This is a genomic window from Chryseobacterium proteolyticum (assembly GCF_046591535.1).
Taxonomy (GTDB): domain Bacteria; phylum Bacteroidota; class Bacteroidia; order Flavobacteriales; family Weeksellaceae; genus Chryseobacterium; species Chryseobacterium proteolyticum.
Genome location: NZ_JBJLWK010000002.1, coordinates 788571 through 814287, shown reverse-complemented (window position 1 = coordinate 814287; position 25717 = coordinate 788571). Strand labels below are relative to the sequence as shown.

Annotated in this window: 25 protein-coding genes, 1 tRNA gene and 1 pseudogene; 22 read left to right on the top strand and 5 right to left on the bottom strand. The window is 36.5% G+C overall.

Going from position 1 to position 25717, the window contains the following annotated elements:
* The first annotated feature begins 12 nt into the window (after positions 1-12).
* The 22 genes from ACJ5H0_RS09780 (at position 13) to ACJ5H0_RS09675 (ending at position 21860) form a co-directional block, all read left to right on the top strand.
* Entirely contained in the window at positions 13-1083 is a 1071-nt protein-coding gene (locus tag ACJ5H0_RS09780) for a hypothetical protein (RefSeq protein WP_411249195.1), read from the top strand.
* A 64-nt stretch (positions 1084-1147) separates the two neighbouring features.
* On the top strand, positions 1148-1516 hold the full coding sequence (locus ACJ5H0_RS09775; RefSeq protein WP_411249193.1) for a hypothetical protein: 369 nt from the start codon (positions 1148-1150) through the stop codon (positions 1514-1516).
* A gap of 18 nt (positions 1517-1534) precedes the next feature.
* Positions 1535-2656, top strand: a complete 1122-nt coding sequence (locus tag ACJ5H0_RS09770) for a hypothetical protein (RefSeq protein WP_411249192.1) — start codon at positions 1535-1537, stop codon at positions 2654-2656.
* A gap of 2 nt (positions 2657-2658) precedes the next feature.
* Positions 2659-3195, top strand: coding sequence for a hypothetical protein (locus tag ACJ5H0_RS09765; protein WP_411249190.1), 537 nt, complete (start codon positions 2659-2661; stop codon positions 3193-3195).
* A gap of 20 nt (positions 3196-3215) precedes the next feature.
* A complete protein-coding gene (locus tag ACJ5H0_RS09760) occupies positions 3216-4112 on the top strand; it encodes a hypothetical protein (RefSeq protein WP_411249188.1) in 897 nt (298 codons plus the stop codon).
* The gene (locus ACJ5H0_RS09755) at positions 4112-4369 is read left to right on the top strand and encodes a hypothetical protein (protein ID WP_411249186.1); all 258 of its coding nucleotides are present in this window, start codon (positions 4112-4114) and stop codon (positions 4367-4369) included. The genes ACJ5H0_RS09760 and ACJ5H0_RS09755 overlap by 1 nt, the downstream gene beginning before the upstream one ends.
* Positions 4260-4748: a hypothetical protein gene (locus tag ACJ5H0_RS09750; protein WP_411249184.1), complete on the top strand. Its 489-nt coding sequence runs from the start codon at positions 4260-4262 to the stop codon at positions 4746-4748. The genes ACJ5H0_RS09755 and ACJ5H0_RS09750 overlap by 110 nt, the downstream gene beginning before the upstream one ends.
* 332 nt (positions 4749-5080) lie before the next feature.
* Entirely contained in the window at positions 5081-5659 is a 579-nt protein-coding gene (locus tag ACJ5H0_RS09745) for a hypothetical protein (protein ID WP_411249182.1), read from the top strand.
* Positions 5649-7973 (top strand): tape measure protein, encoded by a 2325-nt coding sequence (locus ACJ5H0_RS09740; RefSeq protein ID WP_411249180.1) that lies wholly within the window; start codon positions 5649-5651, stop codon positions 7971-7973. Before ACJ5H0_RS09745 ends, ACJ5H0_RS09740 begins: the two co-directional genes overlap by 11 nt.
* Entirely contained in the window at positions 7960-8196 is a 237-nt protein-coding gene (locus ACJ5H0_RS09735) for a hypothetical protein (RefSeq protein WP_411249178.1), read from the top strand. The genes ACJ5H0_RS09740 and ACJ5H0_RS09735 overlap by 14 nt, the downstream gene beginning before the upstream one ends.
* Positions 8197-8491: 295 nt before the next feature.
* A complete protein-coding gene (locus ACJ5H0_RS09730) occupies positions 8492-9583 on the top strand; it encodes a hypothetical protein (protein WP_411249176.1) in 1092 nt (363 codons plus the stop codon).
* The gene (locus ACJ5H0_RS09725) at positions 9583-12795 is read left to right on the top strand and encodes a hypothetical protein (RefSeq protein ID WP_411249174.1); all 3213 of its coding nucleotides are present in this window, start codon (positions 9583-9585) and stop codon (positions 12793-12795) included. Before ACJ5H0_RS09730 ends, ACJ5H0_RS09725 begins: the two co-directional genes overlap by 1 nt.
* A 62-nt stretch (positions 12796-12857) precedes the next feature.
* Complete coding sequence (locus ACJ5H0_RS09720) at positions 12858-13730, top strand: hypothetical protein (RefSeq protein ID WP_411249172.1); 873 nt, start codon at positions 12858-12860, stop codon at positions 13728-13730.
* Positions 13730-16234 (top strand): hypothetical protein, encoded by a 2505-nt coding sequence (locus ACJ5H0_RS09715; RefSeq protein ID WP_411249169.1) that lies wholly within the window; start codon positions 13730-13732, stop codon positions 16232-16234. The genes ACJ5H0_RS09720 and ACJ5H0_RS09715 overlap by 1 nt, the downstream gene beginning before the upstream one ends.
* 30 nt (positions 16235-16264) lie before the next feature.
* Complete coding sequence (locus tag ACJ5H0_RS09710; RefSeq protein ID WP_411249166.1) at positions 16265-16702, top strand: hypothetical protein; 438 nt, start codon at positions 16265-16267, stop codon at positions 16700-16702.
* A 135-nt stretch (positions 16703-16837) separates the two neighbouring features.
* Positions 16838-17143: a hypothetical protein gene (locus ACJ5H0_RS09705; protein WP_411249164.1), complete on the top strand. Its 306-nt coding sequence runs from the start codon at positions 16838-16840 to the stop codon at positions 17141-17143.
* 584 nt (positions 17144-17727) lie between these two features.
* The gene (locus ACJ5H0_RS09700; protein WP_411249162.1) at positions 17728-18222 is read left to right on the top strand and encodes a lysozyme; all 495 of its coding nucleotides are present in this window, start codon (positions 17728-17730) and stop codon (positions 18220-18222) included.
* A 263-nt stretch (positions 18223-18485) separates the two neighbouring features.
* Positions 18486-19502 carry a restriction endonuclease gene (locus tag ACJ5H0_RS09695; RefSeq protein ID WP_411249160.1) on the top strand — a complete coding sequence of 339 codons (1017 nt, stop codon included), beginning with the start codon at positions 18486-18488 and terminating at the stop codon, positions 19500-19502.
* A 768-nt stretch (positions 19503-20270) separates the two neighbouring features.
* Positions 20271-20576 carry a hypothetical protein gene (locus tag ACJ5H0_RS09690; RefSeq protein WP_411249158.1) on the top strand — a complete coding sequence of 102 codons (306 nt, stop codon included), beginning with the start codon at positions 20271-20273 and terminating at the stop codon, positions 20574-20576.
* Between the two features lie 4 nt (positions 20577-20580).
* Positions 20581-20808 carry a hypothetical protein gene (locus ACJ5H0_RS09685; RefSeq protein ID WP_411249156.1) on the top strand — a complete coding sequence of 76 codons (228 nt, stop codon included), beginning with the start codon at positions 20581-20583 and terminating at the stop codon, positions 20806-20808.
* A gap of 30 nt (positions 20809-20838) precedes the next feature.
* Positions 20839-21495, top strand: coding sequence for an SOS response-associated peptidase family protein (locus ACJ5H0_RS09680; RefSeq protein WP_411249154.1), 657 nt, complete (start codon positions 20839-20841; stop codon positions 21493-21495).
* On the top strand, positions 21492-21860 hold the full coding sequence (locus ACJ5H0_RS09675) for a hypothetical protein (protein ID WP_411249152.1): 369 nt from the start codon (positions 21492-21494) through the stop codon (positions 21858-21860). Before ACJ5H0_RS09680 ends, ACJ5H0_RS09675 begins: the two co-directional genes overlap by 4 nt.
* Positions 21861-21964: 104 nt before the next feature.
* Here the strand turns inward: ACJ5H0_RS09675 and ACJ5H0_RS09670 are convergent.
* The 5 genes and pseudogenes from ACJ5H0_RS09670 to thrC all read right to left on the bottom strand — a co-directional run bounded on the left by ACJ5H0_RS09670 (position 21965) and on the right by thrC (position 25713).
* Positions 21965-22035 (bottom strand) — tRNA-Cys (locus tag ACJ5H0_RS09670).
* 50 nt (positions 22036-22085) lie between these two features.
* Complete coding sequence (locus ACJ5H0_RS09665; protein ID WP_345992057.1) at positions 22086-22601, bottom strand: RDD family protein; 516 nt, start codon at positions 22599-22601, stop codon at positions 22086-22088.
* Between the two features lie 34 nt (positions 22602-22635).
* On the bottom strand, positions 22636-24000 hold the full coding sequence (locus ACJ5H0_RS09660; protein WP_411249150.1) for a DUF4403 family protein: 1365 nt from the start codon (positions 23998-24000) through the stop codon (positions 22636-22638).
* Between the two features lie 33 nt (positions 24001-24033).
* Positions 24034-24402 (bottom strand): dihydroneopterin aldolase, encoded by a 369-nt coding sequence (folB, locus tag ACJ5H0_RS09655; RefSeq protein WP_172280361.1) that lies wholly within the window; start codon positions 24400-24402, stop codon positions 24034-24036.
* A 5-nt stretch (positions 24403-24407) separates the two neighbouring features.
* A pseudogene (gene thrC, locus ACJ5H0_RS09650) lies at positions 24408-25713 on the bottom strand (threonine synthase).
* Positions 25714-25717 lie beyond the last annotated feature (4 nt).

Here is a 25717-nt window from a genome sequence, read left to right as displayed (position 1 = left end):
AAACAAAACAAAATGAATTTAGATGCAACAATGTGGCTGGATTTTCAAGACGTAAACTCGTCTAATGAGAAGCGTTTTGCGCAACTTGGCGTTTTAGATCTTGCAAAAGACAGCACACAATTTACAGATTACATTTCGCCTACAGCTAGGCAGAAAATGAACGAAGCTTCTTCGTTAAGAGGTGTTCAAATACCGGTAATCAAAGATCAGGAAGTGGAAGTAACAAGTACACCTGGATTTGTTATACCTGCCAACCAAGAAGAATCGGATCAATACGCTTTCGTAGCTTATGATGTATTCTCCGGTTTTAGACATCATCCTGCATTGTACGGAAATAATACTATTGATTCCGAATATGCAGTGAGAGAGAAGATGAAAAACATTTCTTATGCAATGGGTAAGAGAATCGAATCTATTCTTGCTACCGTATTGGAGGCTAGAAAAACTCAATCATTGGGATATACTACACAAGTGAGTCAAGGCGATGGAACATTCGCTTTTAATGCCACTACCGATACTTTGGAGGTGAGTAAGGCTGCTCAGAAGGAAACGATGTTTTTTAATATGGATGCTTTGATGGCAGCAAATGAAGTGGGAGGTTCTTACAACTTTGTTACTTCACGAGGTGGTTTAGCTGTTCAAAAATCAGAGTTAGCCAAGTATGGAGCATCAAATGAAAAGAACCTTCAGGCATTGAACTTTCCTACAATTGACAGGCTGTATGAATCGGGTACTATAGCTCCGGGCAGTAATGTGTTTAACGGATTTGCTGTTAGAGACGGAGCGATCGGTATTGTAGAAAACTATCCATGGGATTTCAGAAACGGGACCGAGTTCGCAGGAAAGAAATGGTCTATTTCCGATCTGGAAATTCCGTTCACAAGAATGAGATCTAATGTATATGTAAACAATGAGGCGACCAACGCAACGGCTTTGGTAGGAAACGGTACCGATTCAAACCTTATTATGACGGCATTTCAGGAAATGGCCTTATGGCATAGATTCTACGTTGTATACAGATACAACAGCGATATTGCTAACAGGGTGAATGACATCGTTAAAATTGCAGGTTTAACTTCTTAATCAAGGAAACATGGAAAATATAACACTTTCAAACGGAGAGATAGGAAGCTTGGATAGAGTAGCTGTGCAAACTGTAGTCAGTGACATAACTTTAAATGCTAATGATTCAGGTAAGATTATTCTAATTGGAACTGATGCAAAGACGGTGACATTGCCGCCTACTAAAGTGGGGTTAACATTCACCTTTGTAAACATTGGAGCTGCAGGAAATAATATTATTAAAGTTTCTCCTGCGGCAGTCGATGGGATTTCAGGAACAATCACACTGGCAAGCAGTGTAGTTGTTTTAGATGGTACGGTTAATAAAGCTGCTCAAAACACAAAGGCGACTTCACAAACTGGAGATTCACTTACCATTATTGGAACTGGATTGACAGGAACAAAAGCATGGATTGTGACTTCTGCCTCTGGTATTTGGGCAAGACAAGCATAATAAAAATAAAGTAAGAAAATGGAACTGGGATTTGTAGAGGATTTTACTTCAAATGTAACACTAGATTCAGAATTAACACTGAATCCAAACACAGGTATAATACTGAATAGTGGCGTACACACGTCGATAACATTAGATAATCTTTTGCATTTCCTTCCTGTTCCTGATCTAAATTTTAGAATATATGATGCTGAGGTAACTTATAATAACTATTCTAAATCACGAAGCAAGAATGATATTGTCCTTTATCAGGATTCTATTTATCAGTGTTTAGCCGATAACATAAAGGGAGTTTTACCTACAAACGGCGCAAGATGGCTTAAAACTAATGAAGAGAGTTTAATTCTTAAATCATTCATAAGCCGGGTAAAGGATAAGGTTATTTCTGATTTAAAGCTTTCGAAAAGGCTTGTAAATGCTCAGTACTTGTACGATGTTGGGAGAAATAAGATTTCATTACCGGGAGACTACACAGCATGGGTTTTTGAGCCAAAGGGAAGCGATTATACTACAATAACAATTAACGAAATCTCTTGTCAAGCTTTGACCGCTGATCCTGTTACAATGTATGTTATAAATCAGAACAAACTCATTGATACTATAATCTTGCATCCTAAAAATGGACTTTTAGAATTCGAGAAAATAGGATATGCTTTTAGTGGTCCCGGTAAATGGATTTTTGCTATCAACAGTCAGGATGTTTTGACCTCCAACAGTTGGATTGATGAACAAAAGTACGACGGATTTGTTTGTTATACTTCGACAGGGACTGGCGCAACAGTGGAAACATCAGATTGGAATATTACTAATAATTCTAACGGACTAGGTTTTAATGTTTCGGTAACGATGGATAGCGATAAATACATTCAGTATAATTTCTTGAATTTGACAAGCTTTATAAAGACTTCTTTCGAATTGATGTCAATGCACTTGTTCCTTAATAATTCAAATCAACGAAGTAATAGAAATGTTCAGATGAATAAAGATATGCTGATGTTTGAAACAAAGGATCTTGAAGGTAATACCGTCGCAAAAAGATATTATTCGGAATTAAGAGAAGCTAAGAAAGTCATTCAAAAGACATTTGATACGCAGCTTAGTGGTGATTGGGGAATTGAAACGGTAACAACATCTGTTTAGTTATGGAATTGTATCTAAGGGAAGAAGAAATAGGGCTTGATTTCATAATTGGGTCAACTCAGAAGAAGCTTTATGAGAAACTCTGTTCTAAATGGGGTGTTTCTTTAGATGCATATCCTAGATGTTATGTATTGGAGGATATTGATGAGAGTGGGAAAAGAACTGTTGAATATTATAAATCAAACAAAGAGTACTCAGGAAACTTAATTGTTTCGGAAAAGAATAAATTCTTTTTTACCGCCGAGGAGGATATTGAACGAGTTAATAACATTCAATTTAAAACGAAAGTCTCATTATACTTCATTTTGGATCTTAAGTTTATATATCCAAACATTTCAGACCGATGTGATGCAAAGATTTTGAATGATGTCGTAAAGGTTTTAGACTCTTGCCCCGGATTCTCCAAGCAAACAACAATTGTGACAGATTATCAAAATGTGTTCAGGGACTTCTATTATGAGTTCGATAATATTCAGCCTTATTACTGCTTTAGGATAGATTGTAATACTCAGCCATATGTTTTAGATCAAATATGTTAAATAAATAAAAAAATAATATAATGTTAACACTTAAAAAATGTAGTACATCAACAGCTATTGCGAGAGCGGGAGGTTTCTTTTGCAACGAAAAACAGGCTGTTGCTTTTATGCTTGTAGACCGATCAGTACGAATTGATCTGGCTACATTCGACAAAACAGAACTTGATGAACTTATGTCACAAGATAAGATCATTGGACCTCTTAGATTTGACAGTGCAGAGGATGCAAACGTAGATCCTGGTTTTACTGATACATCAACGGGTAAGAGAATCAAGAATACAAGAGGAATCAAGCGTTGGAACTTCACGTTCTACAAGGGCTATTGTTTCCAAAACGAGATTGCAAAAGTGGATCAAAGTGAAAGATACGGATGGATGCCGATTTTCGATGATGGAAGTTTCGGAGGTGCGATGCTTAAAGATGGCAGAATTAAAGCTTTTGATTGTGATCTATTCGTAGGTGTTAAGAATCTTAAGACATCCACAGAAGGAGGCGGAGGCTCAGTCTTGATGGTTGATATTACACCTGGATCAATGGGAGCATGGCAGGATAGATTTGCAGTTCTTGAAATGGATACTGTTGATTTTACCGAATTAAACGCAATCGCAGCATTAGATATTGATTTACCGGTATTGGTTGCTGCTGCAACATCTACTGTAGCAACTATTACAAATCTTTGTGCAGATTCTCCGGTAACCGGATTAACTACACCTGCAAACTGGAAAATGAGACGTAACGGAACCCTAGAGGCCGTGACCGCGATCACCGAGGTAAACGGTAAATATACATTTACTCACGCTGCTTTAGTAGCAAATGATATGATTTCATTTGAAACTAATGTTGGAGGTTATCCAGTGTATGTATTGGATACTGATTACTACGTAGGTAAATCGGAAACTGTAAAAGTAACTGCGTAATGACTACTTACACAGTAAGACGATATACAATTGTGCCGCCAAAACCTTTTAAAACATTGGATCAGGCGGTGCAATATATCCAAGAAAAATATCCTGAACTGGATAAAGAGACGATTGAGAAATATATAAACCCATCAATCAAAGAGAATGGCACTGATAAATCCGGAAACACTTCTGAAAAGGCTGCAGGAAGCCCAAAAACAAGTTCCAAAGCTGGTACAGGCGGAATTGAAGAAGGACCAGCTGGAAAAGATTAATCAGGATAACTTATTACATGGGAAAGACAGTGAGGGCGGTAATATGCCGCTCTACTCTCCCAGGTACAGAAGAGGGAATCTATTTTATGCCCAATATAAGCGAAGGTCTAACCCTTTCAACCGTGGCAGATGGGATTTAAAACACTGGTGGAATAAAAAGTACGACGGATTATTTTATAAAAGCATCACAGTAAAAGTGACTCTTAAGGAGGTTGTTTTTGATACAAATTACAATCCTACATACATGAAGGATATTTATTACCACAAGTCCAAAAAAAGAATCCTCGGGATCACTAAGAAACAGTTTATACAGGTTCAGATTACCAACAAACCACGAATAAAAGAGAAATTGTTAAGTATTATCAATAATGGGAGATAATAATGTGTAATTGCAGTAAACCCGTCACACCTTCGGAGTGCAGATGGTTATTAAAGTGCCTGAATGACCCCGAAAAAAGGACTTTTATCTATCATATTTTCGATGATAGAGGGCTTGAAATAGCTCAAGTAAAAAAAGGAAGTAACCCTATACAAGTCGCCATTGAACGGGGATTTGTAGACAAAGACAATAACCCGGAATATTATTTTATATCAGAACACCCCTGTTTACATGGAAAGACTTAAAACATACAAAGATTGCAAAGAACTCCCCTTTTGGAACTATAAACGAATAGTACAAACAGGGGATTTTTTTTTATTTGGTCAAAGGATATGATTCCGGAGACGAGCTATATAAAACTAAATCCACCCGCCAAAAAAAAACAGGCTGAATTAAAAATACAGTTTGATCAAATCGTAGAAGACTATGCTGTCTCTATGAATATGAAAAGCGAAGAAATATTGCAGTATGGGCAAATGATAACAGCTCACAATGAAATAAAGAAGCTTGTTGTTATTATCTGCCTTATTGAGTCCCTACAGAGAATAAATATACTAAGAGAAAACGGAGGGTTCCCGGAAACTCCCGAGTTCAATGAAGAGACGATAAAGGATCTTCTGAAAGACATTAAAGTAGAAAAAAGCGATGATCTTGAAAAACAGAAATCAATACTTGAAACCAAGATCAATAAATATAAAAATCAGCTTGAAAAAAGCAAAAAAAGTGCTGAAAAAGAGGAAAGCTCTGAGCCTGAGGACTTCGATATTGATCAGCAGTTTTGGAACGTGTGTTTAACCTTAGAAATGCATGTGAACCCTAGATTAATAACAGTATATGAATTTGGGGTAATGATTAAGGAGGCAATGAGCAAGGCGGAAGCAATAAATAAAGCGAACAACAATGGCAGATAGATTAGCGATAATACAGAGCGAGGAATCCATACGGGAGTTTCAGGCGATAATTGCCGCTTGTAAGGATGTTGTTTCCAATTTTAAAGATGTTGAAAAAGGAGCAAAAGCCGTTAATAAGGCTCTAAATAGTGGTAAGCCTAGAGAATACGCAAATGCGATCAGGGATTTATCTACTGTGAGTCAGCAATTTGCAAATATTGAGCGTAATTTGGCGGCATCAATGGCACGAACTGCAAGTCTTGAGGCTCAACAGGCGCGAGCCGCAAGGGATCAGGCTGCAGCAAGACGAGATAATGCAGCCGCTGCCAGGGAGGAAGCAAGAGTAAGAGATCAGGCAACACGTCAAGCCGAAAGAGAAGCCCGGGCGAATAGTCAATCCACAAGTGCATTCAAGAACTTACAAAGGGAAATGCAAGCGGTTAGGCAAAAGGCTAGGGATTATAAAGCTGAAATATTCAATTTAAAACGAGCGTTAGCAGATGGTTCAATAACTCAAGCTGAATACAATAGGAGATTAGCTGAATTTTCAAGAAATGCAAGGACTTCTACCAGGGAGGCAATTACCCTGCAAAGAGAGATAAGAAGAATTAATCAGGATACCATACCTTCCGATCAAAGAGGGGGCGCACTATCGGGAAGGGTTACCGATATTATAAAAGGGATAACAGGCGCGGGAGCTATCAATAAGATAGTTGATTCAATGGCAAGTATTGCGACCGATGGTTATGAAACAATAAAAATATTAAATGCACAGAATTTAGCATTAAAATCCGTTTTCGATACACAAGCGCAGATTTCCTTTCAAAAAGAGTACTTAATTGATTTAACAGATAAGTACGGTTTAGAATTAGTTTCCACTACTGAGGCTTATACAAAATATTCTGCCGCGGTAAAAGGAACTTATTTAGAAGGTGAAAAAGCGAGGAAAATATATGACAGCTTCTCTGGCGCATCGGCAAAACTTGGACTTTCAGCCGAGCAGAACACTGGTATATTCAGGGCCTTAGAACAGATGATTTCTAAGGGTAAGATTCAAGCGGAAGAATTACGGGGCCAGTTAGGGGATAGGATGGCGGGAGCTTTCCGTTTGTTTGCTGATGGTATGGGGGTAACTACTGCTCAGCTTGATAAAATGCTTAAGGACGGCGAGGTAGTTGCTGATACAGTACTTCCTAAAGTAGCAGACAGACTTGCCAAGGTTTATAATCTAGATACAGCTGAAAGGATTGACACGATAGCAGCTTCGCAAAACCGTCTAAAAAACGAATGGACATCGTTCCTTGATGACATCGCAGGAAATAAAGAGAATATAGACCTATTAACAGGAGGTATAGAGGCATTATCATATGGTGTTCAATTCCTACTGGATATTTTAATAAAAGATGGCGCCGCTGGCCGTGAGATATTAACAGGTTTAATAGATGTAATAAGCTCTTTGCTTGAAGTATTAGCGGCCGTTGGAGGCGTTTCCGATACGACATCTACAAAGATGGAAAAATTGCAGGCTACACTAACGTATATAAGTGCTGATGTAAATATTCTTGCTTCCGCTATCAAATACCTCACAAGCGTTGTTTCAAACTTCTTTTCTACAATGTTTGAGGAAGACGGATGGGATAAGTTTAATAAAAAGATGGAAAAGTCCGCAGACAGCTTAATTAATGCTTATGAAACATGGGATAAGAAAACAAGCGATGCGGATAAGTTATTTACCGGATTAACAGCTAATGAAAGAGCTATTAGACAACGGGAAGAAGAGACTAAAAGATATACTAAGAATTGGGAAGACGCAAAAGCGGCCAAAGCAGCTTATTTTAACTACAAAGGAAAGTATTTTAGTACTGCTACCGGAAGAAATACAGGCAAAAGCCTTGATGATTATATTGATGTAGGGGATCGTCTTGAAAAAAAGGTAAAAGTTAAACCAACGATATTACCGGACAAAACCAAGAAACCAAAGGCAGCCTCGTTATCTGCCGCGCAAAAGGATCAAATGAACATATTACAGGCGCAAAGAGATACGGCAATTGCATATTTGACACAGAGCCAAAACGAGGGCTTAATTAATGAACAGCAATTCCAGGAAAAAAGAATTGCTATTATAAAAGATTATGCCGCCAAAGTAACAAGTTACTTAAAAGGTCAAAACGCAAAAGAAAAACAAGTTTCTGCCTCGGTAATGCTTAAGGCTTCTAGCGAGATAAAAGCGTCTTTAAAGGATCAAGCCGATTACTTTAGTAAAGAAAATGAGGAAACTTATAAAAAGAGTCAGAATCTTATTGAAAGACAAGCTAAAGATCTTGAAAAAAAATGATTATCTAACCAGTACAGACAGGCTAAATAAGCAAATTGAACTGGATAATTTAGCGTTGGAGCAAGCTGAGAAATTCTACAATGACCAGCTGGACATTGCAAATGCTTTCCATCAAGATACCATAGAAATAGAAAGGAGGCGAGATCAGGAGATTGGTAAAATATTAGATGCTCGTTTCGATCACTATAGATCATTAAATGAAGGATTAAAAAAAAGACCTTGAGAAACAAACGGAATTCGCCAACACCTTTACCGACCTAAACTATGAGGAGCAGAGATCTTTAATTATTGCAAACAAGAAGATTTCAATAGAAGAAAGACAAAGGCAATTAGACATTCTTGAAAAAGCCCATCAAATTGAGCTTAACAAGAACAAAATAAAAGAACTAGAAGCTTTAGAGAAGGAGTTAAACACAAGAATTTCAATTGCTACCATAACAGGCGTTGTAAATCCGGAATATGTACAACAATTAGCAGGCGTTACAAGTCAGAAAAAAGGACTTGAAAATGAAAATGTTGTGCTTAACGACGACATAAAAAATAGCATATCCGAACAAACCCTAGCAATAAGGGAAGCGTTTACAACTGGCTTGAAAAATTTAGGGTTTGAAACTTTGGCGGACAACTACACTCGTATGATTGACCGTCTCAAAGACAAAACGCTAGAATGGCAAGACTACGCCGTTCTAGCAGCTACAGCAGTTTTGGAGAGTTTGTCAAAGGTTACAGATACCCAAAAGGAAAAGCGTATTGCTGCATTAGATGAAGAATTAAAAGCTTCACAGGCAACCAATGAGCAAGAATTAGGCTTTATTAACAATCGTCTTACCTGGCTTAATAACTTGGACGAAATGACCAAGGAACAGCAAGCCGAACGCGATAAGCTTGAGCAAGAAGCCCGAGGAATGAAAGAGCAGCAGTTGCAGCGTGAAAAATTAATCGCAACTCAAAAGGCTAAAGCGGAACAAAGAGCGGATGCAAATAAAGCCTTAATTAATGGAGCGTTAGCGGCTACAACAACATTGGCGCAATTGGGCTTCCCTATCGGGATAATTCCGGCAGGGCTTGCCCTTGGATTTGGTATTGCTCAATCAGTTGCTATCATGTCAAAAGACCCGGTTCCGAAATATTTCAAAGGTAGGGAAAACGGACCTGCCGAATGGGCGGTAACTCAGGATAGACACGGCCGTGAATTAATTGCCAATGAACAAGGAACGATTAAGAGTCTTGGATCTGATACAGGTGGAAAAATGACCTGGTTAGAAAAAGGAGATAAGGTAATTACAGCATCTAAAACAAAGGCGTTAATAAAAAGCCTCGGAAGAATGCCGAAAGTAGGGGAGAATATCTATAAAAATGCAGCAATGAAAACAATGATTGCCCCTGTAGTTGTCCATAATCAAAGCAGAAATGACAATTCAAAAGCCATTGAAACAGAAGTCGCAAAACAAGTTGAGGCGGCAACAATGAAAGCATTTAAACTTCATAGTAACCCATACATAGTGAAGAAAAAAGGGCTGATCATAGAGTATAACGGAGCAAAGAATCCTGTTATCCTCGGAACATATGATTTGAAAACACTTGCAGAAACCTATTACACAGAAGAATAATGAATATACCTATTGAAAATATTATTAACGAAAACGGAGTATCTGAAATATTCCGTTTAGTTGTTCCTTCCGGAGCCTACGCGGGAACCTATGAAATAGAAAAGCCGAGAGAATGGAACGAAAATGATTCCGTTATAGATATTGATGAAGATCTTTTCTTTGTAACCAATTACATTTTGGGTGAGAGTACAAAGCTACGCTTCACAGAATTTAATGATCCGGAGGCATATACTGTTATTAACAATGTTTATAAAGAGTCCGGGGGCGATGGCAGAATCATCTTTAAATACATCGCTAAAATCAACGGTGTAGAATATGATATTTTAGCCGATGGGTTTGAACTTAATCTAAATAAATACTCTACGGGGTTCGAAAAATCCATGATGGCAATTGATGTGGAACTAATAAAGAGCGAAGCTGAGAATAAATTTTTTGCTAGGGAAGACACGACTGTTAATTTGTTGGATACAAAAGATCTTGACGAAAAGGATCTTACTCCGATTCCTACATTTGACATTGGATTTAAAAAAGGGGATAAAACATTGTCTAATTTCTATACGTACGATATTAGTCAGGGAGCTTATGCAGGAAACTTGTATTATCAGAGATATGATCAGTTTTTTGCATATATAAGATCTTCTGATTATGAATTTGGAGATAATACAAATGAGTTTTGCGGATATAAAAACAATCAGAATCTAAGAAGCGAGTATGGTCCATTTGTTTCAACAAATATTACTCTTAAAAAAGTAAAAATTGAGATAACTAATTTTCATGTTTCAGCACAAAGACCCGACGGTGTACTGCCAAGCGTGAGATTGGTTGTGTTAGTTAGAAACGGAGGTACAGTAACCAATAAGCAAGAGTTAAAAAGGTCGTCACCGACAGCATTTCCCGGAGAAGCGGAAATAAAAATCGATAATGAAATTTATGAGCTTGAGGATGGTTTGCAGCCGGGACAGAATATATTTCTAACGGTAGAAAATTTAGATGGCGCAGAGTTTAGGCTATTTAATGTTTTAGATTCAACAACCATTAATATAACTGCTGATTTCGAATCGCCTTTAGTGAAGACTAAGAACATAAGACTGCTTGATGCTATAAATCAGATTGCTAAAAATTATACTTCTAGTCAAATTACGGCCGAAAGTTTAGCTCTTGGGACTGATGGAAACTATTATAATACTTCTGTTTCAACAGGTATGTATCTGCGTGGGCTTCCTGAGAAATATCTATTACAAAAAATAAAAACTTCCATGAAATCTTTGTTGTATGATGGAGGGTGTAAATTGATGGCTCTAGGATATGACATTTTAAACAATAAGCTCATAGTTGAGGATTTAGATTATTTTTTCAAGGATATATCAATCTATGATCTTTCCGATAAAATTTACTTAACTGAGGGACTAAAGTTTGAGAATGATAAAGATATAACTTATAATAGCCTCGCTTTTGGCTCCACCAAGTATTCTACAAAAGTCAACTTTGATATTACAAATTTCAACACTACAGTAGAAATAAGCACCCCAATCAAAAGCAATAAAAACAAATTTGATAAGCAAACAAATTTGATCATTGACCCTTACAAAATACAGGAAATTATTGAGGATAATAGCCCGGCAACAAATGATAATGATGATGATTTGGTTTTAATTGACCTGGTTGAACAGAATGACGTTTGGGACACTGGTATATTTGAAAATTGTAGTCACTCAGAAGAAAACGGTAAACTTGTCATCAGATGTCCCGTTACTCCATTCGACACCACATTAATGCAGCCCAATTATATTATGGAGATAACAGAAGGTAAAAATGTAGGCACATGGTTAATATTATCAATTGATGGTTCCGCCATCACTCTTAACAAGACATCCGGAATAGAGATAGGTATAACTGATACAACTATTAAGTATAAAATCGATAATTTAATTAAAAATAGATCTGCCGAGGGGTTTACGGGCTATGATGAAACCATTAGAAACCCACAATCTACAACTAACATTCGTCATAATCCTAAATATCAAATGGCGAGGTGGTTCCCTTTCTTTGGCAGCGGATTAAGAAAAAAGTTGAATAATGAATTGTTAAAAGTAACTAACTATAAAAATAACTCAGCTGCGAAAATGACTATCGTCCCTCCGGAAATGCCAAATGAATTACAGGGTCCTGTAGTGGTAGGAGCGAATGAGGAATTAGGCAGAATGAGGGATCATAAACAGACCTTTTTTAATGGTGAGACTATTGAAATTACTTACGCTGATATTAGTTATCATGAGTTCATGCTTATTTACAGCTACTGGAAGTTTGGAGAAGGAAACGACAGAATGAAAAGCCGTGGATATATTACTTGTAATACTCCATTAGGTATTTATGACGTTTACCCTTTTGGCAGCGGTGCGTTTTCTCACAACAAGATTAATAACAACCTTACTATTAAAGGCAAGGTTAAAGGTAAATCTGTCGATAATCCTACTTTGTTGTCCGTAATCCAGGTTGATAAAAACACAGTTACAGTAAGTTGGGATTATAACGTAGATTATCTCAATCCGGTTATAAAAGTACAAGCATCCCTGGACGGTGTAAACTGGACGACGGTTAATACAGTTAATAACGTAAAAACTTCGACTTTTTCGTCTGATTATTTTGATGATATTATCACCGGCACTGTGGTTTATTTTAAAGTATTAGTATCTACCGCTGATTATTCGAACAAGTCATCAAATACATTAAATGTAACATGGCAATTTAATGACTGGATTGTAAAGGAAATTAGCAGGACGGAAAACATAAATTGTGGTTACAGTTATTTGACTATAGAAATAACAGGTACGGTTAACCTTGAAATTGAGTGGAACTTCATAAGCAATCCGGGTGGTGGGACATCGTTTGTGTATGATGTAACGAATAATAATGAAACTCATGTTGAGTTTGCGGCACCTTATGGGTTAGATTACTTCGAAACCAAAACTACTAACATATCATTGGTAAACGAAACGAAACAATTACTATTTCAAATAAACAATTCCAACAAAACAGAGGATCTTAAAGTATTGAACTGCAGCGGAGGAAATGCCTTTGCGTTGGTTTATGCCTCTATTGAAGCCAAAATGAAAGACTTAAGCACTTCTAATGTAACAACAAAGTTTTTAACAGCAGAAACTACCAAGAAATATTTTAATAGGCCGACCGATCCAATAGGCCCGGTTGAGTAAATAAAATTACGCACAACAAGTCCAAACATTTGCATAGGTAATTTTGTACTAATTAATTACTTATGCAGAAGTTTTGGTATCATTCCCCGGTTCGTTTCTATAAAACTGAGGAGGAATTGTCTGACATGACAAATCCCCAAAACACGCAATTTTTCGGATATAAAGGCTCATACCCTTTGGAATTGTCGGTAATGCATCGATTTTTAATACCAAACTATCAAAACGAAGTATCCGCAGAGGAGCTTGAATTGTGGCTTGTAGGCGATGAAGAAACTTTAATTGCTTGCCAATTTGGGATTGCAAACGGGAAATTATTTAGAGTTACGTTTATATGTGACGAAGAAATTGAAGGCTCCTTTCAGATTCGCACCGGAGCTGGTGAGATATTATATTACAGTAATTGTGTCAGATTCATGGATAGTACCGATGATGATGGTAGAAAATATATCCGTGTTGCAACAAAGCACTATTATAATCGAAATCTATTTGCTTTTGCGAATAGTCAATATGATTGGGTATTGACAAATTTACCTGCATACTGTTTAGGTCAGTTCGATATAGATTCTGAATATGCTGTACAGAGAACCGGCAAGCAAAATACTTTAAAATCAACAGATTCATACATAGACGAGGTAATTAGCTACCAGTTTTTAGCAAGAGGGGACGCGAATATCTTGTCATTTATTAACGCTCATGTAGGAAATCAAAGCTTTTTTATCGATGGCACAAAGAGAGTCATGAAAGATAAACCAGACGTAGATGAATTTGCTGCAGTAGGTAAATTAAAATTTGTCAATGTAAAGGATGAAAACGGACTGAATGTCTTAATTGACGAGAATGAAATACTTGATGATTCTTGGATTCACGTATTGTCTGATAATACAAAGTCTACAATATACACATACGATACTAATAACATAATACCAACAAGATAATGGCAGGAAAAACAGTAAGCTCGCAATTTTTTAAAGCAGAACCTATCGAAGAGCTGGGGGTTAATAATGAGCCAGAGTTTATATTAAGTGCTGAATTATTAGAGGGGGGCAATAATCAACTGGTTAAGACCAGCTACAACACATTGAAAACTCAGATGATTTCAGGTAGTAAAGGAGAAGCAACTCCAACAAGCTCACCAACTCCCTACGATCCGGTCACTTATCCGGACGGACTATTTGAGAAGTGGGAAGTAAAAACAGCAGGAACATACACTAACTTTAAAGATGCAAGTAATAATCCTATTGTCGTAACGGCTGACGATTTGGACGGCAAGTTTGTTCAAATATGGGTTACAAATGGAGTTTCTAAATTAGAGCCTGTTGATTTACCTGAAAACCCCGCAAAACTTAAAGAGTGGGATCCGTTGGTAGATACTTCTTTAACCTTTCCTGAGACTAGAACAAGGTTAAATGCTATTTACAGAGTTAAGGAGGGTCAAACAGCAACTTCTTCGGATGTTCCCGCATTAGGTTCTACAAAATGGGATTACATTGGGGATAAAAAAATATTCGAAATAAGTAAGACTGAATCGGGTGATCATCCTGAGTATAAAAACTTTGTTTTAGCAGCGGGGCAGGCCACAACAGATGGGGCCTCTAACACATCTACTAACTGGATCAATGCTAAAATAACAGATTTTGCAGTTGGGGATGTATTAAATATAACAGGATTTGGAAACAATACATCTATTGTAAATGGGACCATTCCAAGAATTTTATTTTACAAATCTACTACGGCGACAGCCGCAAACCTAATTTCGGTAATTAATCATAGTAGCACAACGCAGCAAACATTTACTGTTCCTGCCTTAACTGTGATGATATGGATTAATATCGATGGTGGAACAGGTGTGGGAGCAGATATTCCAAACTCTCCTTATAATTCAAGTTTTAAAATATTTAAAATAATTGCCGGAGGAGACATCACGTTTTTAAATCTAGCTGCTGCAAAAACCAGTGATCGGATTGAGACGACGCAGATTACGACTTTAGAAACAAAAGTTACAGCCCTTGAAAACAATACTGGAAATAAATATTTCGATGGCTTAGGCTTCCCGGATAATTCGCTTGGAGGTAATACGGATAAATACTTTGATAAACAGGCCAAGATGCTTTATATTAAGCAAAATGGCAGTTGGGTTTTAAGTCCTCAATATGGAATTAAAAAGTTCGCTTATCCTTCTGCATTTACTTATCAACCAGTGAATATAATTCGCCAGGCAGACGGAAGATATTATCCGGATTGGAAGGGTCTCTTTGAAGAAAAAGTAAAAGCGGATTTCAATACTATTACGAAGTACTACGTAGATAATGTTAACGGACTAAACACAAATAATGGTCTTACACCATCCACAGCGGTAAAAACAATTGCTTATGCCCGTGATACATTAGGAGCGAGAAACATCATTTTAGCAGCTGGGATTTATTGGTTTGATGAACATTTCAAAACATTCACTGATAATAATACAACAACATCTCCATTATTAGTAACATGTAGAACAGGATTCGCTACATTTATTAATGCACATAAAGGAACGCAATATACATGGACAGCTAATGGTACATGTTATCAGGCTACACGGTCGAATGTTGTTAGTGTACTAGATTTAACAAATAAAGATGAAAGAGGTGCTTATAAAAACCTTACGAAAGTAACATCAATTGCACTATGTCAAAGTACTGCTAATAGTTGGTACACAGACAATGTAACACTGTATATACATACATTTAATAGTAGAATTCCTGATGCAAACATTGCATTAAATTTCGACACTCAAAATACTTATACAGCAGGTCAAAATGTGCCTTATGTATATTTTGAGAATATAATAAGCTACATAGACAATACCGGAAGCAGTATGTTTTTCAAAAACAATGCTACTACACAGTACAATACAAAAGTATACTTAAAGAATGTATTTGCTTATGGAAATACCCGTGGAAACGGTGTTGCTGTAGATAATATTAAAGAAGCGATTCTTGAAGGCTGTGGAGGCGGTAATGTGCTTCGTGATGCTCTAAACTATCATACATCTGCATTAGCCAGTGGTTTTATTCCTATGAAGGTTTTAGAAATCAACGGAAGCGGATATAATACCGGAGTAGGTAGTACGGAAGTTTCTTCTAATGGATCTACAACGCATGAAGGTATTACAATAATTAGGATCAACGGTTATTTCAGTACTTGTAGAGGCAGTGTTATCGCTGATGTCAATAACGGCGCAATGTCCTTGAATCTTGGTGTTGAAGCATATGATACGATATTGGATAATGATACATCATATCGAATCAACGGGACAGGATCAAAGATTTGGCTACTTGATTGTATTGGGTTTTCTGATCTTCCAGGGACAAAGTCGGTAACTGCCGAAACAGGCGCAACTGCTTACGTCAGAAAAGGGGAATTAGACAATGGAACAACGGGAGATATTCAACCAGTTTAATAATACTTAATAATGCAAAACCCACTGAATATGAAAGAAACATGGGCGTGGATTTGGAAGGCCATACAAGAGGTTTACGCGTTCTTGCTTAAGCCTTTTGCGGCCTTTATGATCGTTATTGTTGCGGTAGTGGTATGCTGGTATATATCTGATCAAAAATACGATAACGGGTATCAGGCAGGTATTAAAAATCAGAAGTCATCTGATAGTATAAATGTGACGTATCAGGAAAAGACAATAAAGAGTTTAGAACGTGATCGAGATTACTATAAACAAAAATCAGATTCCATGGACTGTGCCGAAGAAACACGAAAGGCTGTCGCGTACATTGAAAGTGTAAAGCGTATGGTTGGTAAGGAAAACCAGTCAAAGTCAGAGAAAATAAAAGAATTTTCTAATAAGAATAGGTCAATGAAAACCGAAATATCAAACTTAGAAAGTTTAATACCTAAAAATAAAAAGCAATGAAACAATTAATTCTAATATTATTTAGTTGTCTTGCTTTCGCGCAGGATCCGCCAAAGCCAGACACTTCGATTATTGCACCTGAACTTAAGGCGGCAATTGTAAGCGTAGAAGCAGAGAAAGCAAAAAGTGATGTTCTTGACAAAAAAATTAGATCAGGTAAAAGATGAAAGCAAAAAACTTGAATCTCGACTTTCTAAACTTCAAGCCTTATTGATAAAATTTTATAAAACATACTTTGGGTCAGAGGATTATAAAAATACAGGTGTAGATAAAGATAAGGCCATCAAAGAAGAAAACAGGACTGAGCCAGTAAATGAAATTGAAGTTTACGACGGGTCTGACACGATCCGGGGCGGATGGCTTTACCGGCTTTTCCATAGGAATGATTTTTATATAAAACGCTATAAAATTGAGAATAATGAAAAAGTTTATTTGGATTAGCGTTCTATTTATTTTCGTTGGATGTGGTTCGCGGAAAAAACAGGTTTACAAAGAGAATACTGAAACTGCCTTATCAAGTTCCGGGATTTTGAATACAAACACTGAACACAATAGTTCCAACGAAGTTAAAACGAACCTTTCAACACTTCTACAAGATAAAGGCTTGAAGATTATATCTGATGGTAATCCGTATCAACTTACATACGGCAGCCTCATATTTTCAGGATCTGCAAGTTTGGAGTTAAACGAAAAAAAAAGAAGAAACACATTATCATTATTTCAATGTTACTAAAACTACTTATGTCACACGGACAAATTACCAAACCAAAACTACATACAAGACCTTAAGTAATGTTAAAGCCGCAAAAGTTGAACGAGAGGGAGTTTCTTTCGGCGCTTTAATTTGGATCGTAATCGCATCTGGAATAGGAGGAGTTTTAGTATGGTCATTACTTAAAAGATATGTTCCAAAATCATTTAAAAACTTTTTCAAATGATCACAACGGCATTATATTTTACCTGGACGGGAATGTGTGCCGCGATTATTCTATTAACTGTATTATTAATTAAAGAAATTACAAAAAATGAAAACTTCACAAAGAGGGATTAACCTAATAAAAGAATTCGAAAGTCTTCATGATGGAGATTTAAAACAAGCAGGTCTCCAGCCAAAGATGGACCCAATTGGTATTTGGACTGAGGGATACGGGAGGGCAATGCGAGATGATAAAGGTAACTTTATAAGAGGTGCTGCAAACAAAGGATTGGCAATTAAAAGAGCTTCTGTTTACACGGAAAAAGATGCTGAGAACGCGCTACGTCAGGACTTAGAAGTTTATGAGAAAATCGTAGCCCAGAAAGTTAAGATTCCACTTACTCAAAATCAATTTGACGCGCTCGTATCATACACATATAATACCGGAGGATCTGATACTTTATGGAACCTAATCAATAGAAGAGCTGATCCAGCAAAAATTAAGAATTGGTTTTTGACTAAATACATTACTGCAGGAGGAGTGAAACTAAAAGGACTTATTAGAAGACGAAAAGCGGAAGCTGATTTATACTTTGAAAACTAACTAAAGAAGATTATATAGGGGGTTATAACTAATTTATTATATTTACATTATGACATTATCACAAGACCAAATTAACACTTTACGATCTTTCGGTTTTAAATCTAGGGGGAAAAAAAGTTTTTCTTTCACTAGTTTTTATCTACAAACTATCAGTGTTGATGTTTTAGAAGACTCTCTACAATTAATTGTTGATGGACGTCGAATATATGGAACTGAGTTGTCATTTGAGGATCTAGTAAAAATAGTAACCATATTATACCCCGATGAAAGCAGGAAAAGAATACGAGCTTTTAATAGCAAATATGTATCGCAGTCTAGAACCAAATGCTGAAGTGACGCATGATGATTATATTTTGGACAAGACAGCAAACGCCAAGAGGCAAATTGACGTTTCAATTAAATATAAAATAGCCGGGGTTGACATCCTCATTATAGTTCAGGCTAAAGATTATAAGCATAAAGCTGATGTTTTGGTAGTAGATCAGTTTAACACAGTAATAAATGATACTAAAGCTAATAAAGGTATTTTAATATGTTCTAAGGGATTTACTAAGGCTGCTCTTACTAAAGCTGAATTTCATAATATAGAATGTCTAACAATACATTCAGCTTTAAATAAAAAATGGGAAACATTATTAAGAATACCAGTAAAAAGAACTGTTCATGCATTCGATTTAGTCTGTAATATAGCATTAAACGTTGCTCACAAAGCAGGCCAAGAATGCACATTTGTGAGACGTACTTTTTCTTATGATGGAATAAATATTATTGGAACAGCCGATATTGTAAAAGACCATATTTTTGATAAGTTAGACTGGAATACTATTACCAGACCGGAAGGGGTAAGCCTAAAGTTAGAAAAAGGCAGTGTCTATCATTCGTTTGATAATGAAATGATTCCAGTTGAATTTGGACTTATAGAATTAAAATATAAAAATACTCAAATTACCAAATTTTACGTAGAGCCTTCCAGTTATATTTATGAAAAAGATCACATAAATAAAACTGACAAAATTCATGACCATACAATCTCTAAAGAGACACTTGAAGACATTGTTTATAAAAATTTTGAGAATGAAGAGGTTGAAGACGTTCTCATAGACGTTGTATTATTTGATTACAATGATGGAGATACTGTCGATGCGCAAATAATTTTCAATACCAAGGGAAATATTGACGGAAACTTTTTTATTAAAGGTAATGTAATGATGAATGATAATGAAATAAGTAGAACAATAGTAGAGTTTGAAAATCTCATAAAAAGTAAATCTCAAAAATAAAAATCCCACCAATATAGTGGGTATTTTTGTTATTCTTTGGTCATAGCTTGAAAAAATATACGTCCATCGGTCGCTACACCGCCTTGCACTTTCCAACCTTGGCTAAGATGTTCATTAACATCTCTTGTAAGAGCCCCAGTATTTGGGTGAAATAAAATTTTGTATTGCATAGGTATTAGTTTTCACTAATATACAAATTATCTCCAAACGAAAAGGAGTCCTTCAAATGAAAGACTCCCATCCAGTATAAAATAATATTAAAAAGTTTCTACGAAAAAGCTTCCCGGTTATGGGAGCTGTCAAACCTAGGATTTATTAGTTGTAAAACTAATGGTCGAATTTAATAAGTACAAATAAGTTCTTTTATGATCGAGGTCATAATACTGCAAGAAGATAAAAACTTGTAGATTTAAAGACAATGTATTTTTTTTTAACGAATTGCATTTGTGTTTTTTTTATCCTCAACTCAGGTTGGGGATTTTGCATTAAAAACTTCCCCAGATTGAGGAAGTTACCACAAAATAATGAAAGTTATTAGCTTTTATCCTTTTCAAACTTAGGCGTTTATGAAAAGATAGTTTATGATCATAATCACATTATTATTTTTGAATAAATCATTGATTTATAATTTTCGCACATCTTAACGGATGTATTAGCCTGTCTTCGGACAGGTTTTTTAATGCCGATTAAATCAGGAAAAATGCAGATTGTTACAAATTGTATCAAAGAATATTTTGAAAATGTTACAGAATGTATCAATTTTGAAGCATGGAAATTAGAGGAGAACTACAGGCAATAAACGCGGATCGTTTAATATTGATTGCAGCTGAAAAGAATCAGATACTTGACATCTTTTATACGCCCTCGCGTCTTCCGGAGATCAAAATATTAGTTCCTCGAGAGAAAGTGATATTTGATGTTATTCTTCAGACCGTTGAGATTAAAGGTGAAAAATTAGGGAAGTTTTGGTTAAACCACATTCTTTTCCCAAGACCTCCGTTGCCTCCAAGTCGAAAAAAAGGTGATAGCGATCGCAATTGGGCGCAAAATCAAGTGGATAGAACAAAAAGCTAGAGTAATGGAAGTAAAAGGATTTATAGAAGAAATAGGGCCGGATTATATTAGGCTCCTAACGTATCATGAAAAACAAGAAGTTGATGTTTTTTTTGAGAGTGATTTGCTAAAAGAACAAGTCAGCACCATGAAATTAGGCGCCATGTATATAGGTCAAGTAAGAATTCAAAGTGTTACTGTAAACGGGCAAAAATTAGCCAGGTTCCTAATGTGGTATGGTGGAACGGAATAAAATTTGTAGTTTCAGTTAAAAATATACACCATGTGCAATCGAATAGATAATTCCGATATGTCATGGGACGAAGTTGAAGAAGCATTAAGAGCGGAAAATGTAGGAGTATCTGAGTATGTGTACCCGCGGGCAAGTGCCTTTGATCGTCCTAAATTACCAATTGTTGCTGAATTCAATGGAAGGATTCTAACTCCTGCAATTTGGACTCTAAACCAGCTCAAAGAAAATGATTATCCCACTAAAGGTATAAACCTACAAGCCGAAAATTCGCATACATATTACCGGAAAGTAGAACATAATAGATGCGTGCTTCCAGTAAGCGGCTTTTTCGATTGGCAGCATTTTATGAATGAAAGAGGCAAGGAAGATACAATGTTACACCGGATGCACTGGGATGGCCTAAGACAATTTTATATAGCTTGTTTTTATAGCCATTGGGATAACGGAGATATGTCATTTGGTATGGTTACAACCGAAGGCAACGACCTAATGAAAATAGTCCATAATAAAGTAAATAAGGACCCGAAACGCAAAAACAACCGGATGCCAATTTGCTTGGATGCTAAAGCTGCAGATCGGTTCCTAAATGACGAGCCTATCGAAAATTTTACATTTCCTGGCTACGATCCTAATTTAGTAGCTGAGAACCTGGAGCCTTTTAAAAAACCAAATACCTTATTCGGATGAATACATACGATTCAGTTTTTCAACTATTAGCAAACTACATCGAAGAGGATCCGGATGACCTGGTAAACTTCTATGATGATGCTATGAACTTAATCAGGGGAGCGGCGGCAGATAAAAATATTGAATTTGATGGCTACTTCCGCACGCGATGGGAAATTTCAGCAGATACAATTTTTGAATTTGATGAAGAATATTTTGAGGATGAAGACCGAAGGGATCTGTATGTCTTTCTTGCTGCTCTCGTTGATGAAGATATTTTTTCGTACCTTCATTATATGTGGCAGTTTGTTTTCCACCAAGAACTCACCGAAGAAATAATTGAAACCAGAATTCACGAACTCAAAGAAAAAGGTGTAACGTTTTAGCTACACCCTTTTTATTATATAAAACTCGTTGGAATTATGTTGGAATTATTAGAAACAAAAAACCCCTAATTAGCATGTTATCAAGCCTTTAGGGGTTTTAAGTGAGGTACCTAGCGGATTCGAACCGCTGTAGATGGTGTTGCAGACCACTGCCTAGCCGCTCGGCCAAAGTACCATTTTTGAGGTGTGCAAATATAAAAATTTTTCTGACTTAATCAAAGTTTTTTAGATATTTTCTTTAGTTCCCAACGTGTTTATATCGCTTTTTAACTGTAACTCAGCTTCATAATTTTTCTTTACAACAACGCAGGTTTCACTCCATTTATCATGGAATCCACTTTTATCTGCTAAAAAAGATAACTGATCTACGAAAGGGATTCCTCGGATGATATTTCTAAGGAGATAATTACCGGCACCGGGAGACGTTCCGTCTATCATGACCACCTTTGTTCCGGTGATCAGTTTCCCTAAGCTTCTTCCCTGGGTGATCAGCTCTGTGAGGAACATCATCAGAAGGTAAGCGGATAAGGTGATCAGCCGGTCCAGTAAAGGATTCATATTTTCCATTCTATAACCTATTTCTTCTACGGTATTTCCTGTAATAAATGCATAGGCAATTCCCAATACACCTAATAATATAAGGATCAGAATATAACTGAAAATAAGGTCAATAATATAATTCGCAAGTCTGAGGCCTTGCGACGCTCTGTGTCTGTCAACAATCTGTAAGTATTTTCTCATGGTAATAGTTTAGTTTTTGGTGTTGTTTTTTTATTTAAATGCCATTGATAATGAGTTTTAAAGAAGCGTTAGTATCAATGACTGCAGTAATTCCTGATGTACCGAGAAGGATCTGGCCTGGCTTCAGATTAAAAACCCTTCCATTCATCTTTAGCCCTTTATAATATTCTTTATTAAAAGCTTCTTCAATACTTTTCTTTGAAGTATCCACCAGTTCCTGTGTTGGGATACCATATTCTTCTTCTATCATTCTTACGATTTTTCCCTGAAATAGAAGGCTTGCTGTTTTTTGGAGGATATTCATTGTCTTCAGCTTAAACTTAGTATCGGACAGTACAATTTTTTTCCTGGCATCATCATAAACAGGAATGCCCGAAATAAGTGCAGTTCCTTTTATATACCCTTCGGTCTGAGCTTCGATCATAATTCTGTTCTCAATGCCGTATACCCTGATATCGGTAATTTTTACTTTAGAATCGCGAACATCATATTCTTTTCCTAGGAACATTTTTCTGGCAATATTAGACGCTTCGGTAAAAGGAACATTGGCTGTTGTCTGAAGCGAAAACTGGTCTCCAAGTACAGGGGTGAAATTGAAGTTAGCTGCCGTTTTAATAGGAGCTGAAGATGCCGGTTTACTTCCGGTAAAGGTTTCGGAGTAAATGTCAATTCCGATATTGGCATCAATCTGATTTCCATAGAATTTCAATGGAGTAATATTTACATTTACAGGGGTTACTTTCAGCCATGTGTTGTATTCCTCCGAAATGTTAAAAGGCTGCGCGAAAACATTCCAGGCCATCACTGCATATTGCTGGAAATTAAGCTGGGTACCCATTTGCTGATCTATTGTTTTGCAAAATTTCAGTTGTTGCTCTTTCAGGCTTTTTTCAACAAGTGCGGTAATCGGGATCTGTACTTTTCCATAATCAAGAACCGGTTTGGTAACCCATTTGAATCCCATAGGCTGCGTATTGGTAACAATAGTCCAGTTATTTTTGAAATTAAGGGAGGTGTTGAAATACATTACCGTTTCAAATGTAGTATTCTGGTAAGTATAAAGTCCCAGGGTACCAATCCCTTTCTCTGCCCATATTTTCAGAGGAACTTCAATTAAAAGGTTTTGATTCGTTCCCCCTACAAGTCGTATAGGCCGGGTTTTCCATACTTTTACCTTAAACTGGTCATTGTTGTTATCCGTGTAGGAATCATCCTGATAAATCAATTCTTTTACTGAAGAATTGATGATATTACCAATTTCAGCAAGCGGAATGGTAACCGGCATGGTAATGCTGGATTTTATCTTTGGAAAATTATAATCAGCCAGTTGGTTGTCAACTTTAGCCTGGCCAAAAATATTGATACAAAGCAGTAATAATATAATTTTAATGGATTTCAATTCTTTAAATTTTAGAGAGTGAAATTAATGATTTTAATTATTTGGATTAAAACTTTTTTCCAGTTCAATACTTGCACCTTTCATTTCTCCCTGCATAGGAGGAGCTGTTTTGGTGATTTTAAGCTTGATATAAGAAACCTCAGGAAAGTTTTGATTAATTTTTGAAATAATTCTTCCGGCCACATGTTCCAGAAGTTTTGATTTAACTTTCATTTCCTCAAGGATAATATCATTGATATCCGCATAGCTGATGGTATCATTCAGATCATCTGATTCTGCAGCTTTCCAGAGATCGGTATGGATCTCAAGATTTAAAATGTAGTACGTACCGATGATGTTTTCTTCAGGTAAAACACCATGGTACGCATATATTTTCACATCTTCCAAAAAGATCTTGCTCATAAAATTCAGTTTTTGTTCAGCAAAAATCGTTTTAATTCTTGAAAATCTGAATTAATTTCAATGGTTTTTTTATCCTTTTTCATTAAATCCGCCAATGATTCGGGAATATCAATTTTTTCTGCAATGGCTTTTTCCACAGCATCGGGGAATTTTACAGGATGGGCTGTTTCCAGGATAAAACCTTTCTTTTCAGGATTTTGCTTCAGATAGTTTTCTAAAGAAGTGTAGGCAACTGCTCCATGGGGCTCGAGAAGATATGCATGATGTTTCCAGACTTTCCTGACGGTTGCTAAAGTTTCTTCGTCATTTACTGAATATCCGGAAATAACATGATTGAGATCTTCAAATTGGTGCTGGAACATTTCAAGAATACGGATAAAATTACTGGGATTTCCGACATCCATTGCATTGGAAAGGGTTGCTACTGTTTCTTTAGGTTCAAAGATTTGTGTTTTTAAATAATGAGGCACTACATCATTGGCGTTACATGCAGCGATAAAATGGTCTGCAGGAAGTCCTCTCATATAAGTCATCAATCCGGCGCAGATGTTTCCGAAATTTCCGCTGGGAACACAAATGACAGGATTTTCTCTTTCAGTTTTTTGCCACTGTTTTAAAGCCAGCAGATAATAGATCTGTTGAGGTACCCATCTCGCAATGTTAATGGAATTGGCCGAAGTAAGGAATAATTCATTATTGACTTCCGGATCTGAAAATGCCTGTTTTACAAGGCTCTGGCAGTCATCAAAATTTCCATTTACTTCTAAAGCAGTAATGTTTCCTCCTAAGGCTGTCAATTGTTTTTCCTGAACAGGACTTACTCTTTCTTTCGGATACAAAATAACCACATCGATTCCATCCACATTATAAAAACCATGGGCAACAGCCCCTCCGGTATCCCCGGATGTAGCAACCAGGACTGTTACTTTTTTCTGTTCTCCCTTTAAGAAGTAAGATAAACAGCGGCTCATAAACCTTGCTCCCACATCTTTGAAGGCGAGGGTAGGACCGTGGAATAATTCGAGTACGGATATGCTATCCGTAATTTTTTTTTAAAGGAATGTCAAAAGAAATTGTTTCCGAAATAATTTGTCGCAATTCATTTTCCGGAATTTCCTCATCTACAAAGTCTTTCATGCATTGAAAAGCAATCTCTTCATCTGAAAACCGGTTCAGATTCTGAATAAAATAGGTATCGAACAACGGAATGTTTTCCGGAAAAAACAGCCCTTTTTCTTTTCCCTGCCCTTTAATTGAAGCGGTTTTAAAACTTACCTTTTCCTTTTTATCTTTTAAATTGTAATAGTTCATCTTT

Excerpts from the sequence above, each read along its gene's own strand:
- ACJ5H0_RS09780 (WP_411249195.1), top strand. The coding sequence starts at position 13 with ATGAATTTAGATGCAACAATGTGGCTGGATTTTCAAGACGTAAACTCG.
- ACJ5H0_RS09770 (WP_411249192.1), top strand. The coding sequence starts at position 1,535 with ATGGAACTGGGATTTGTAGAGGATTTTACTTCAAATGTAACACTAGAT.
- ACJ5H0_RS09765 (WP_411249190.1), top strand. The coding sequence starts at position 2,659 with ATGGAATTGTATCTAAGGGAAGAAGAAATAGGGCTTGATTTCATAATT.
- ACJ5H0_RS09760 (WP_411249188.1), top strand. The coding sequence starts at position 3,216 with ATGTTAACACTTAAAAAATGTAGTACATCAACAGCTATTGCGAGAGCG.
- ACJ5H0_RS09755 (WP_411249186.1), top strand. The coding sequence starts at position 4,112 with ATGACTACTTACACAGTAAGACGATATACAATTGTGCCGCCAAAACCT.
- ACJ5H0_RS09750 (WP_411249184.1), top strand. The coding sequence starts at position 4,260 with ATGGCACTGATAAATCCGGAAACACTTCTGAAAAGGCTGCAGGAAGCC.
- ACJ5H0_RS09745 (WP_411249182.1), top strand. The coding sequence starts at position 5,081 with ATGATTCCGGAGACGAGCTATATAAAACTAAATCCACCCGCCAAAAAA.
- ACJ5H0_RS09740 (WP_411249180.1), top strand. The coding sequence starts at position 5,649 with ATGGCAGATAGATTAGCGATAATACAGAGCGAGGAATCCATACGGGAG.
- ACJ5H0_RS09725 (WP_411249174.1), top strand. The coding sequence starts at position 9,583 with ATGAATATACCTATTGAAAATATTATTAACGAAAACGGAGTATCTGAA.
- ACJ5H0_RS09720 (WP_411249172.1), top strand. The coding sequence starts at position 12,858 with ATGCAGAAGTTTTGGTATCATTCCCCGGTTCGTTTCTATAAAACTGAG.
- ACJ5H0_RS09715 (WP_411249169.1), top strand. The coding sequence starts at position 13,730 with ATGGCAGGAAAAACAGTAAGCTCGCAATTTTTTAAAGCAGAACCTATC.
- ACJ5H0_RS09710 (WP_411249166.1), top strand. The coding sequence starts at position 16,265 with ATGAAAGAAACATGGGCGTGGATTTGGAAGGCCATACAAGAGGTTTAC.
- ACJ5H0_RS09700 (WP_411249162.1), top strand. The coding sequence starts at position 17,728 with ATGAAAACTTCACAAAGAGGGATTAACCTAATAAAAGAATTCGAAAGT.
- ACJ5H0_RS09695 (WP_411249160.1), top strand. The coding sequence starts at position 18,486 with ATGAAAGCAGGAAAAGAATACGAGCTTTTAATAGCAAATATGTATCGC.
- ACJ5H0_RS09690 (WP_411249158.1), top strand. The coding sequence starts at position 20,271 with ATGGAAATTAGAGGAGAACTACAGGCAATAAACGCGGATCGTTTAATA.
- ACJ5H0_RS09685 (WP_411249156.1), top strand. The coding sequence starts at position 20,581 with ATGGAAGTAAAAGGATTTATAGAAGAAATAGGGCCGGATTATATTAGG.
- ACJ5H0_RS09680 (WP_411249154.1), top strand. The coding sequence starts at position 20,839 with ATGTGCAATCGAATAGATAATTCCGATATGTCATGGGACGAAGTTGAA.
- ACJ5H0_RS09675 (WP_411249152.1), top strand. The coding sequence starts at position 21,492 with ATGAATACATACGATTCAGTTTTTCAACTATTAGCAAACTACATCGAA.
- ACJ5H0_RS09665 (WP_345992057.1), bottom strand. The coding sequence starts at position 22,601 with ATGAGAAAATACTTACAGATTGTTGACAGACACAGAGCGTCGCAAGGC.
- folB (WP_172280361.1), bottom strand. The coding sequence starts at position 24,402 with ATGAGCAAGATCTTTTTGGAAGATGTGAAAATATATGCGTACCATGGT.